We start from the raw sequence: 11,372 nt of genomic DNA on the forward strand, positions 1-11,372 counted from the left end.
GGCCGCGTTACCGCCGAAGCTAATGGGCCAGATGAGTGGCAGCTTTCCGGCGAAGCTGACCAGTACCTGCCAGTCCGTTTCCCACCCTAAGCGGGCCTACGGCTCCGGTACCAAGCGTCAGATTTTGACCACCAGTTAGCCGGGGTCGCACCTGAAGGTCAGTACTCTCGGAGTTGCACGGATCGGATCATAAACGACCCCGGTTATATATCGAGGGCGGACGCAGAATCAGATGAGAGCCTGCGTCGAAGCGTTGAAATTGCCACCGATCGACCACGCTGGAGGAAGCCTCCGTGCTGTGATGAGTGTTCACACAGCCTCTGCGCGCTTTGCCTCGACTATTTGATGGAGGGCTTGAAGCAACTGCCCTTGATTGACCCTCTGGATCAAGCCGCCCGTTCCAATAGACCGCCCAGCGGCGGTGGCATAAGCTTGTTCGACATCCTCGTCCTTCAATATGGTAGGTGGATTTTTGACCCCGAGATTTGCTCGCTTTATCTCGTGTTTGATGTACACATCGGCCATAGCTCTGGCTTCTGATTCGCCTGACAACGGTGAGAGAACAGCTTGTGATCCCTCGTCAAATCCCAGGCGTTGGTAGAGAGGATAATTGTAGTTGCGAAGGTTTGCTGCTCCATTAGGGGTTGACGCAGATAGCATAAGTAGCGAGTAACCTTCGACGCCCCGAACTGCTTCGTCGAAGAAATATCGTAGATCTTGAAGAAACCCCTGTATTCTAGATGCGCTTACTCCAGATGAAAACAATGTTTCCACCTCATCTAAGCAGAGCATAATACCGTCAACTACATTCTGCTTTCGCGCGAGTGTCAGCAACTCACTCAGCAAGCGTGTCATCAGCGCCGCACTGCCAAGGCGGGAAAATACACCCAGGTATCGCTTTTCCGTATTGCTCAGCGCTGCACCCGCCAGCCATTTTTTCGCGAGATCACGTAGGGGTTCAAACTGCATTCTTCCGTCCCTGTCCGGGGGAACAAAGCCTTTCTGCATCGCGCGGAAGAGCAACTGTAAGACTGACCGGAGTTCCACCTGGCGAACGGTCTCAAATGCCGCCTCGTTTTCAACACTTCGGACCACGGCCGTTAGAAGATCGTACTCGCCTTTAATTTTCACAGCTTCATCCGCTTCGCGGTAGATTTCGCGAACAAGATGGATGGCCGAACTCGCGCCCGCTAACACTTCTACGACGATGAACGGCCGAGGAGCGCTCTCCCGAAAGTTTTTCATCAAGTATTCGCAATGCCGAAGGAAATGCGTTTTTCCTCCACCCGTGCCGCCCAAAACACCAATCGAACGCCTTTGCGGGTTCTCAACAAGGACCTCACGCACGAGTGACACGAATTGGTCGCGCGCGCCGACTTGGTTATAAAGGACTTCTTCGATGATGGTTCGCGCAGCCGGAAAAGGATTCCGCTTGAAGCCGAACTTCGATAAGAACCGGTCCTCTTCACTAGATTGTTCTGGTACCCGACCCAGCAGCTCTGCGAGTGAGTTCATCGCTTTACCCTTCCGAGCGTCAGAACAGGCCGACCACCAATCTCTATTCTGTCTAGTGGCACGACTACTTCATCCAAATCTAAGAGCGATCCCGTCAAAATCTTATCGGCTCCCGTCGGCTTTCCGCCCGCAGCATATTGCAAAGAATACTCTGTCGACAACCGCTTGGCGTAGTCCTGAGCCGCCCGCGCGGCAGCCCATGGTGACATTCTCGTGGCGCGACAAAACCGTGGCAAAAAGTCCGCCACCTTGGCTATGTTGTCCACCGCCACTTCATCAAATGCGCGGTTGGCGGCTTCAAAATACTCGTCTTGCTCTGGCCTATTTGATCCATCCAACCATTTATCTCCGTCCGTCCAGGCTTGGCCCAGTAGCGTGTGATACCTTACGAGCCTGACGCTGGCGTCTTGTGCTGCTTCAGCATTCAATCCGGCTTCAAGAATCTTGTTCACATCTTTCCGGTCAAGACTGCCCTTTTCTTTCAATGCGCTTAGGATCAATTCGTAGGCGTCGTAGTTTTGAAATTGCTTACTAATTTCGTCGAGGTCGCCAGCCCTGAGGTTTGAATCCAGCGCGTCCAGCTCTTTGCGCGCGAGCAAGACTGCACCATCAAAATCAATCAGGTTGGCTCGTCTGAGTACTTCATAGGCTCTCGTAGCATTGCCCTTTGCGGGGCGACCCTGATCGGAAAGCCCCTCCAACAACTCATCAAGCGAGCCTTTCCCAGCGGCATACAGCACGCCCGCCAACTTCATCACGAGTGGCAGTGATGCTTGCGGTACTGCCGCTTTAGACAGCGTGGGCACTTGATCGTTAGCAACAATCATGGGAGCTTGAATCGGAGCTTCCGCTTGCTTTGCCTCTTCCGTTTGAGTTTCTTGATTCTCGTCGGCCGAAGCCGGTTTTTCTGCAACTTGTTCCTTGGGCCAAGTCACGTCGAGGAGTTCATCTCGCCAGTCATGCGGCAGCTTCCCCGGCCAATAGCATGCAAGACGAAAGTGCTCACGTTCGCCGCACAGACGAACACTACCAAAAGAATGCGTCAGGTCCCACAGAAAACCTCTTAGGGTTGTCCCCACATAGGTTTGGCCCCATGCGTCATAGCGCACATTTGGGACTTTCTCCGTGGCTAGTGTGGGCGTAGCAAGACAGAGATTCTCTATTCCTTCAGCGTTGAGAACTCGCGAAAGAAGGACGTCAGAGGTTACGACAACTTGCTTGGCCCGAGTGCGGGTAGATCGCAAGATCGAATGCACCCCTTCAATCAACAAACGATCCTCAAGGACTTCGCTGTCGTCGGAGTCAAAGCCGTTCCGATCCGGCATTTTCATATATCGCAGCAGCGACGGATCAAGCTCGAGCACTTGATAGCGGTGATGATTTCGTTCGAGAAACCCGAGGCCAGCATTCACGAAAGCACGCGACCGCAGCGCTTGACTTAAATTTGTCTCCTTCTTGTTCCGTGACATAGCCTTGAGCGCGGCCTCGCGAGCCTGAATCTGGGTGATTGACATCACAAACGGCAATACCCACAGCGTGCTTCCCCGTAGCACATTCATTAGCCAATGCAGAGTGCCATTGTAGAGGCTGTTGGTGTCTGGAAGGAGGACGATTCCCTTTGCTTTCTTGAGTTCCTGCAACTGTTCCGCAGTTTTGCCCGACACGATCGGCGCCAGCAATCCCAAACGGGTGGCGCACAAACTCACTGTGTCTGTAAGCACATGAATATTGCGCCTGTTGCTGAACTCAGCTTTGTTGCCATTCTCCCCTTTCTTCTTCCCCTCTCCTGTTGCCAAGAATTTCTTGTCGAGGGCGAGCTGAAACTTGAATGACCGTTCAGATTCGTTCTCCGTTGCCGCCACCCCAAGTTCTATGTCCGCGAGTTCGCGCCAATCGTCTGCCTCAAGGTGGGTGGAGTCAGTATAAGAAATCTTGTACGCGCCAGCGGAAAGCGACTGATAGCGCTCGTCGTCGCCAAACGCGGGTGAAGTAAGTAAATTTTTCACTCGAAGCGAATCCAAACATTGCGAGAGCTGAATGCAGAAAGATGCTCGACCGCAGATTGACAAAGAGTTTTTACGGCATCGGCTAATTTCACTTCGATGGTGACCACTGCACTACCTTCCGCCGAGCTTTCAGTTATTTCCAAGGAGGTCCACTGAGCGTGTTCCTCTGGATGATCCCAGTCGACCGATGCCACATTGGCTGCAAATTCGGCTAACCGGTACCAAGTCCCGACGTCCATGTTTGGCACGAAACTGAGAATTGCTGCAGTGGTTAGCCCAACTCCATCATCTCCGTCCACGCCAAGTGCTCCCACCCAAATCTCTTCTGAATCAGGCTGCGGATGTGCGTCTGAGATAACTGCCCTAATTGCCACCAGCATCTTCCCCCTAATGCAATACGATAACTTTGAAACAAAAAATGAAAGTTAATGATAGGGGGTATTGCAGCACCCCTCGCATGTAACACAACTTTCTTGGAGGCCTTGCTTGAAATGCAACCCGTCTGTTCGAAAAAACAGGACGACGGTCACCACCCTGGAGGTTCAAAAGCCACGACCACACAGTCCAACACCCCTGGCCTTATCGGTGATCTCCCATAAAGTCGCCATCGAACGGGCAAGGCGGTCCAGCTTTGTCACCACCAGCGCGTCGCCTATTGTTATCGTTCTTCCGCTTTGTTGTTCGTAGACCAGTGGGGCTCCAGGCGCCCCAGCCATCGCTTCAATGTCGAGCAATTTCAATGGCTTACTCGGATTTGGTTGCTGCCGGTAGTATACATCAGTAGTACACGCGCGGTGAACAACTGAGGCTTGCGCTTTATCCTTTACACCCGTCACGTTGGCATTCTATCGTCCGTCTCACTGATTTGGGGGCGCATACGTGGCAAAAGAATTGAATGGTGACCTCAGCTTCACGGCTGAGCTTTTTAAGGCAGCGGACAAGCTTCGGGGTAATCTGGAGCCCTCGGAATACAAGCATGTCGCGCTCGGCCTCATTTTCCTGAAGTACATCTCGGATGCCTTCGACGGGCTACATGCCAAGCTCGAAGCGGATGAATACGCGGATGCCGAAGACCCGGAAGAGTATCTCGCCGAGAACGTCTTCTGGGTGCCGAAGGAGGCACGCTGGAGTTTTCTACAGGCGAACGCCAAGCGTCCGGAGATCGGCAAACTGATCGACGAGGCCATGGAGGCGATCGAAAAGGCGCCCTCAAACGAGGGGCTGAAGGGCGTGCTACCGAAAAACTACGCCCGCCCGACGCTGAACAAAACGATGCTCGGAGAGCTGATCGACCTTTTCTCCAACATCGGCATGCATGACAGCAACGACAGGGCTAAAGACCTGTTGGGTCGCGTCTATGAATATTTCCTCTCGGGCTTTGCCAGTTCGGAAGGCAAACGCGGCGGCGAGTTCTTCACCCCTCGCTCGGTAGTGCGCACTCTTGTCGAGATACTAGAACCCTACAGGGGCCGCGTCTATGACCCTTGCTGCGGCTCGGGCGGCATGTTCGTGCAGTCGGAGAAGTTCATCGAGGAGCACGGTGGACGGCGTAACGACATCGCCATCTATGGCCAAGAAATCAACCATACCACATGGCGGCTCGCGAAGATGAACCTCGCGGTGCAGGGGATCGATGCCGACATCCGCTGGAACAACGAGGGCAGCTTCCACCGCGACGAGTTCCAGGACCTGAAGGCCGATTTCATCCTCGCCAATCCGCCCTTCAATATTTCCGACTGGGGCGGTGATCGGCTGGCAGACGATGCCCGCTGGAAGTTCGGCACACCTCCTAAGGGCAATGCCAATTTCGGCTGGCTGCAGCACATCATCCATCATCTTGCACCTCGCGGCACGGCCGGCGTAGTTCTCGCCAACGGCTCGATGTCCTCGCAGCAGTCGGGCGAGGGCGATATTCGCAAGGCGATGATCGAGGCCGATCAGGTTGACTGCATGGTGGCACTGCCGGGGCAGCTCTTCTTCTCGACGCAGATACCCGCCTGCTTGTGGATACTGGCCCGCGATAAGAGCGCCAATGGCCATCGCGATCGGCGCGGCGAAATCCTGTTCATCGATGCCCGAAAGCTTGGTTTCATGGTTGACCGTGTGCGTCGTGAGTTCACGAATGAGGACATCGAGAAGATCGCGGGCGCCTATCACCGTTGGCGGGCCAAGCCCGAGACGCGGGCGCAGAACGGCTGGGCGGACTATCAAGACGAGCCGGGCTTCTGCAAGTCAGCGACATTGGAGGATGTGCGCTCGCATGGCCACGTTCTGACACCCGGGCGCTACGTCGGAGCGGCTGATGCTGAGGACGATGGTGTGCCGTTTGCCGAGAAGTTTGAGGCGCTCAGGGATACGTTATTGGCGCAGTTTGCTGAGGGACGGGCTTTAGAAGAGCGGATTGAAGCTGCTCTCAGCGGGGTGCAATAATGACCGCAACGACTGGGACGCTTCGCGAACTTTGCGAGCTAATCGTTGATTGCCCCCATTTCACGCCTGAATGGACTGACAGCGGCTACATTGTCATTCGCAATCAAAACATTCGTGACGGCAAACTTGACCTTAGCCAGCCGAGTTACACGCATCGTGAGGATTTTGAGCGGCGCATCAGGAGAGCAAAACCCAGAGCCGGTGACATCATCTTCACACGCGAGGCGCCAATGGGTGAAGTCTGCATGGTGCCAGAGGGGCTTGAGTGCTGTGTCGGGCAACGGCAAGTGCTGTTGCGCCCCAAGAGCAGCGTAGACGGGAGTTATCTATTTTACGCTCTTCGCTCGCCCTATGTGCGGCATCAAATCTTCTGGAACGAAGGAACAGGCTCCACCGTAAGCAACGTGCGAATTCCGGTTTTGGAGGCACTAAGAATTCCTCGGCTTGGAGTGGCCGAAAAGCCGATCGGCCAGATGCTCGGCTCTCTCGACGACAAGATCGAACTCAACCGGAAAATGAACGAAGCCCTGGAGGCGATGGCGCAGGCGATCTTCCGTGACTGGTTTGTGGACTTCGGCCCGACGCGCCGCAAGATCGAGGGCGCATCCGATCCCGTTGAGATCATGGGCGGCCTCGTCGCCAATGTCGAGCGGGCGCGGCAACTCGCCGAACGCTTCCCGGCAAGGTTCGAGGGCAACGGGCTGCCAGAGGGATGGGGCCGGAAACCTCTGCTTGATGAGGCGCAACTCATCTCGGGCGGGACGCCGAAGACGGATCGGGAGGAGTATTGGGACGGCGGCGTTGCTTGGGCAAGCGCAAAGGATGTCAGTCAGTGCGGGGAAACCTACTTGCTGGCCACTGAGCGGACGATCTCGGAAGCGGGCCTCCAAAACAGCAGCACTAAGCTGGTACCGCAATTCTCTACCGTCGTGGTCGCCCGAGGAGCGACGACTGGTCGATTGTGCATGTTCGGCGAAACAATGGCCATGAACCAGACCTGCTACGCATTGAGCAGTCGTAGCAAGCGCCCCTTTCTCCTCAACAACATGTTCAAAGCGCTGGTCGACAGCCTTGTTCAGGCCGCGCACGGGTCGGTGTTCGATACAATCACGACTAAGACCTTGGCCACAGCCGACGTTTTGGAGGCGGAACGAGTTGCAGCGGCCTTCGAGGAAATCGCCACACCTTTGTATCGGACGATCGAGAACAATGCACGGCAGAGTGTAATCCTCGCCGCGACCCGCGATCTCCTTCTCCCTAAGCTCATGTCCGGCGAAATTCGTCTCCCAGAAGCTCAAGAGGTCTTGGAGGCGGCGCAGTGACCACACAGGCAGAATTAATCAAACGGCAGGCAACTGCGAGACTGGACAAGGAGGCTTCGGTCCATCGGTCCAATCATCAGAACGTCCACGCCCGCCGATATGTCATGCCCAATGCTGCGCTCGGTGGCATCGAGGTCGTGATCATCGTAAAGGGCAGCAATCTGCAGCTCTGGTGCGAGGCGAGGGCGATCGATGGTTCCGTGGCGCGTGCGCTTGGCGGGGAGGAGCGGCCGGGCAATGAGACCTACAGTGAGCCAGGCAAGTATGGCCGCCACTCCGCGCTGAAAACAATGGATCGACTGCATCGCGGAGACGCGTGGCGTTTCGTGCCGAGGACAGTTGGAGACTTGGACCACATCCTTAACGCAGTGAAGGGCGAGGGGAGATGATGGATACCTCCAGCGCCCGCTACGATCTGGCCGATGCGGCTCGATCCGCCCTGTTTCGTCTTGCCGCGGAATACAATCAGCGTGCGGCGGGCCGCATTATCCACGTCCTCCAGCGTCGACAAGCTTCCGGCGTCTTTGGTGGTGACTACGACCACAAGAGCCTTTGGGACGAGCTTTGCCACGATGCGCAAAATGGTCCGCACTTTGATGACGATCCTTGGGGCGGCATGTTGGATGCCCTCCTCCAAAAAGAAGTCAAGCGACTGACTGCTGCAGAGTTCGATGCCCTTTGGCTGGCCGCACTCCCAGATGTGGGCGACTTGAGAACAGCTTCTCGCGATGTCGGTGTGATCAAGGAAGAGTTTCGAGCAGCGCTGCTGCAGCGAGCCGGTGAGCGCAACCTTGAACGATTCGAGGTCTGGTGATGAATGACATCCTCTACACGCAGCCAGTTTCTGAACACAGTACGAGTGGCTTCAACGAGGGCCTTGTCGAAGAGGCCGTGATTGGTACCTTCAGGGAACTGGGCTACAGCTACGAGCTCGCTGCAGTGATCTCTCCTGACGGCAGCGCACCCGCCCGAGAAGCCTACGGTGATGTGCTGCTGCTAGCGCGGCTAAGGGCTGCTGCCGAACGGCTGAACCCGATGATCCCGGCAGATGCCCGCGAGCAGGCCATCCATCAGTTGCTGGTGACTGAAACGCCGTCGCTGGTGGAGGAAAACAGGCGCATCCACAAGCTGATCACCGAGGGTGTCGATGTCGAGTTCGGCATCGGCGATGGCGAGGTGAAGGGCGACAAGGTTTGGCTGATCGACTTCGACAACCCGGAGAACAACGACTGGCTTGTGACCAACCAGTTCACTGTCGTCGAGGGCAAGTTTACCCGCCGTCCGGACGTGATGGTCTTCGTCAACGGCCTGCCACTCGGTATCATCGAACTGAAGAACGCAGGCAGCGAGGCGGCGACGATCGACCATGCCTTCCAGCAGCTTCAGACCTATAAGGCTCAGGTGCCCTCGCTCTTCCGCACCAATGCCGTGCTTGTTGCCTCCGATGGTATGCTGGCCCGCATCGGTTCCCTGACGGCGGACGAGGAGCGCTTCATGCCTTGGCGCTCGGTGACGGGCGCGGCTGGCGACTTCACGCCGCACGGCCCTTACGAAATGGATACGCTGCTGCGGGGCGTGTTCGACAAGGAACGGTTCCTCGCCCTCATTCGCGACTTCATCGTGTTCGGTGACCAGGGGGCGGGACCGTTCAAGATCATTGGGGGCTATCACCAGTTCCACGGTGCCCGGAAGGCGATTGCGAGCGCCATCGAGGCAGCGAAGCCGGATGGCAACCGCAAGATCGGCGTGATCTGGCATACGCAGGGCTCCGGCAAGAGCTTTCTGATGGCGTTCCTCGGCGGGCTGATCGTTCGTTCTCGGGACCTGGAAAACCCGACGCTGATCGTGCTGACCGACCGCAACGACCTCGATGACCAGCTCTTCGGCACATTCAACCTTTGCCGCGATCTTATCCGTCAGACGCCCGAGCAGGCCAACAGCCGGGACGATCTGCGACGCCTGCTCAACCGGGCTTCGGGCGGGGTGATCTTCACCACCGTTCAGAAGTTCACACCCGAGGCGGGCGAGGAGCGGTTCCCGATGCTGACGGACCGGCGCAACGTGATCGTCATGGCGGACGAGGCGCACCGAAGCCAGTACGGATTTGACGCCAAGTTGGACAAGGAAACCGGCAGGCGGCGCTATGGATACGCCCACTACATCCGCGAGGCTCTGCCGAACGCTTCCTTCATCGGCTTCACCGGAACGCCGATCGAAGCGGAGGACGTCAACACGCCCGCGATCTTCGGCGAGTACATCGACATCTACGACATCAGCCGGGCGGTTGAGGATAAGGCGACCGTTCCGATCTACTACGAGAGCCGGCTGGCCCGCATCGAACTGAACGAGGACGAGAAGCCGAAGATCGATGCCGAGATCGAGGCCATGCTCGAAGACGAGACGTTGAGCGAGCAAGAAAAACAGAAGGCCAAGTGGACGACAGTCGAGCGTCTGGTTGGTTCAGAGAAGCGCCTGTCACAGATCGCAGCCGATCTTGTTGCGCACCTTGAGCATCGCATCGAGGGCATGGACGGCAAGGCGATGGCGGTCTGCATGAGCCGCCGCATCTGCGTCGACCTCTATAACGAGATCGTTGCACTTCGCCCCGAGTGGCATTCGGACGACGACGACAAGGGGGCGATCAAGATCGTGATGACTGGCTCGGCTTCCGACCCGCTTGAATGGCAGCCACACATCGGCATCAAGAAGCGGCGCGACGATCTCGCCAAGCGTGCACGCAAGCTCGACGATCCACTGAAACTGGTGATCGTGCGCGACATGTGGCTAACCGGCTTCGATGCGCCCTGCATGCACACCATGTACGTCGACAAGCCCATGCACGGCCACGGCCTCATGCAGGCGATTGCCCGCGTCAACCGCGTCTTCAAGGATAAGCCGGGCGGGCTGATAGTCGACTACATCGGGATCGCCCAGAACCTGAAGAAGGCATTGGCGCAGTACTCCCAGTCCGATCGCGACAAGACGGGGATCGATGAAGAGGCAGCGGTTGCCGTTCTTCTGGAGAAGTACGAGATCGTGCGTGCGATGTTCAACGGTCACGACTACAGCCTCGGCATTGTGGGCGCCCCGCAACAGCGCTTGAAGGCGTTGGCTGATGGCATCGACTGGATACTGAAGTGGCAAGAGAAGGAGGCGGCCAAGGTCGAGGGTGTCGAAGCCAAGAAGAAGGCGCACCGCCGCTATCAGGACGCAGTGCTGGAACTGAGCAAGGCCTACGCCTTGGCTTCTGCAAGCGATGCCGCAGCGGAAATCCGCGATGAGGTCGGCTTCTTCCAGGCGGTGCGTGCCGCGCTCGTGAAGACGACCGCCACCGGCAAGATGTCGGACAAGGCCAAGTCGCTTGCCGTCGAGCAACTTCTCAATCAGGCTGTCGCCAATGCCGAGATCGTCGACATCCTCAAAGCTGCCGGGCTACAGTCGCCTGACATCTCTGTCCTATCGGATGAGTTCCTCGCAGACGTCCAGCGCATGGAGAAGAAGAACCTCGCGCTGGAGGCGCTGAAGAAGCTGCTGAACGGCGAGATCAAGAGCCGCTCAAAATCCAATGTGGTCCAGTCCAAGGCATTCTCCGCGCGGCTGGAAGAGGCCGTGGCTCGCTACCATGCCAACGCGATCTCCACAGTCGAGATGATCCAGGAACTGATCGCGCTGGCCAAGGAGATGCAAGCAGCGGCGGCGAGAGGTGAAGAACTTGGCCTCTCGGAGGAGGAGATCGCCTTCTATGACGCGCTTGCGGCCAATGATAGCGCCGTCCAGGCCATGGGGAGCGAACAACTCCGAGTGATCGCCCATGAACTTGTCGAGCAGATGCTCAGATCAGCGACCGTCGACTGGCAGCACAAGGCGAGCGCTCGCGCCAAGATGCGTGTTCTCGTGAAGCGCATCCTGAAGAAGTTTGGCTATCCGCCCGATCTGGAGCAGGAGGCGGTTCAGACCGTGCTGGCTCAGGCGGAGGTGTTGTTGAAGGAGATTGCTTTCCAATGAGGTTCGCGCTTCGAACCGCCTTAACGGCGGGGCCAACCCCTGATGGGGTTCATGCCGACGAGGCAATTCTTCGTTCTGTAATTTCCCCGCCTTG

General features: G+C 57.1%; 9 protein-coding genes. 5 read left to right on the forward strand and 4 right to left on the reverse strand.

Annotated elements, in window-relative coordinates; genetic code table 11:
* Positions 1-309: 309 nt before the first annotated feature.
* The 4 genes from GHK62_RS09845 to GHK62_RS34195 form a co-directional block, all read right to left on the reverse strand.
* Entirely contained in the window at positions 310-1,515 is a 1,206-nt protein-coding gene (locus tag GHK62_RS09845) for a P-loop NTPase family protein (protein WP_153438520.1), read from the reverse strand.
* Entirely contained in the window at positions 1,512-3,521 is a 2,010-nt protein-coding gene (locus GHK62_RS09850; protein ID WP_153438522.1) for a hypothetical protein, read from the reverse strand. The genes GHK62_RS09845 and GHK62_RS09850 overlap by 4 nt, the downstream gene beginning before the upstream one ends.
* Positions 3,518-3,895 carry a hypothetical protein gene (locus tag GHK62_RS09855; RefSeq protein ID WP_153438524.1) on the reverse strand — a complete coding sequence of 126 codons (378 nt, stop codon included), beginning with the start codon at positions 3,893-3,895 and terminating at the stop codon, positions 3,518-3,520. Before GHK62_RS09855 ends, GHK62_RS09850 begins: the two co-directional genes overlap by 4 nt.
* A gap of 168 nt (positions 3,896-4,063) precedes the next feature.
* The gene (locus GHK62_RS34195; RefSeq protein ID WP_234886838.1) at positions 4,064-4,357 is read right to left on the reverse strand and encodes a recombinase family protein; all 294 of its coding nucleotides are present in this window, start codon (positions 4,355-4,357) and stop codon (positions 4,064-4,066) included.
* A 43-nt stretch (positions 4,358-4,400) separates the two neighbouring features.
* Here GHK62_RS34195 and GHK62_RS09865 point away from each other — a divergent pair, with 43 nt between their 5' ends.
* From GHK62_RS09865 to GHK62_RS09885, 5 genes are read left to right on the forward strand one after another with little or no spacing between them, the layout of a single operon-like run.
* Positions 4,401-5,951, forward strand: coding sequence for a class I SAM-dependent DNA methyltransferase (locus GHK62_RS09865; RefSeq protein ID WP_184108427.1), 1,551 nt, complete (start codon positions 4,401-4,403; stop codon positions 5,949-5,951).
* Positions 5,951-7,273, forward strand: a complete 1,323-nt coding sequence (locus GHK62_RS09870) for a restriction endonuclease subunit S (RefSeq protein WP_153438526.1) — start codon at positions 5,951-5,953, stop codon at positions 7,271-7,273. The genes GHK62_RS09865 and GHK62_RS09870 overlap by 1 nt, the downstream gene beginning before the upstream one ends.
* Positions 7,270-7,662 (forward strand): hypothetical protein, encoded by a 393-nt coding sequence (locus GHK62_RS09875; RefSeq protein ID WP_153438528.1) that lies wholly within the window; start codon positions 7,270-7,272, stop codon positions 7,660-7,662. The genes GHK62_RS09870 and GHK62_RS09875 overlap by 4 nt, the downstream gene beginning before the upstream one ends.
* Positions 7,659-8,087: a hypothetical protein gene (locus GHK62_RS09880; protein ID WP_153438530.1), complete on the forward strand. Its 429-nt coding sequence runs from the start codon at positions 7,659-7,661 to the stop codon at positions 8,085-8,087. Before GHK62_RS09875 ends, GHK62_RS09880 begins: the two co-directional genes overlap by 4 nt.
* On the forward strand, positions 8,087-11,278 hold the full coding sequence (locus tag GHK62_RS09885; RefSeq protein ID WP_153438532.1) for a type I restriction endonuclease subunit R: 3,192 nt from the start codon (positions 8,087-8,089) through the stop codon (positions 11,276-11,278). The genes GHK62_RS09880 and GHK62_RS09885 overlap by 1 nt, the downstream gene beginning before the upstream one ends.
* Positions 11,279-11,372: the final 94 nt, after the last annotated feature.

This window comes from Sinorhizobium terangae (assembly GCF_009601505.1).
GTDB lineage: Bacteria > Pseudomonadota > Alphaproteobacteria > Rhizobiales > Rhizobiaceae > Sinorhizobium > Sinorhizobium terangae.